This is a genomic window from Dellaglioa sp. CoH-57-MRSF-18, assembly GCF_056781995.1.
Map to the genome: position 1 here is coordinate 1 of NZ_JBXAXX010000160.1, position 330 is coordinate 330.

The window sequence follows — 330 nt, forward strand, 5'->3', positions numbered from 1 at the left end:
TCGTGGTGTTGTGGTGGCCGTAGGCGAAGGACATATCCTGCGCGACGGTTCGATCCGTCCTCTGCGCGTTAAGGTAGGTGACACGGTTATCACGTCAATGACGACTGCAACCGTAGAAGTAGATGGTGAAGAGCTGAAGGTGTGCCTCGAAGGCGACCTGATTGGTATCATCAGTTAAGTAGTACGAATCAGATAGTGAGCCGGACGAAGTTGTTACCCGGTCTATCTGACTCAATTCCGGTGTAGCTCAGCGGTAGTAGCAACGGACTGTTAATCCGTGGGTCGCTGGTTCGATCCCAGCCACCGGAGCCAAACATGCGCGGGTAGCTC

1 protein-coding gene and 1 tRNA gene are annotated in these 330 nt (G+C 54.2%); both read left to right on the plus strand.

What is annotated here, in order from left to right; all coding sequences use genetic code 11:
* Nucleotides 1-13 precede the first annotated feature (13 nt).
* Nucleotides 14-178, plus strand: a complete 165-nt coding sequence (locus AC1RPG_RS08550; protein ID WP_481762561.1) for a hypothetical protein — start codon at nucleotides 14-16, stop codon at nucleotides 176-178.
* 58 nt (nucleotides 179-236) lie between these two features.
* A tRNA-Asn gene (locus tag AC1RPG_RS08555) sits at nucleotides 237-312 on the plus strand.
* The last annotated feature ends 18 nt before the right edge of the window (nucleotides 313-330 follow it).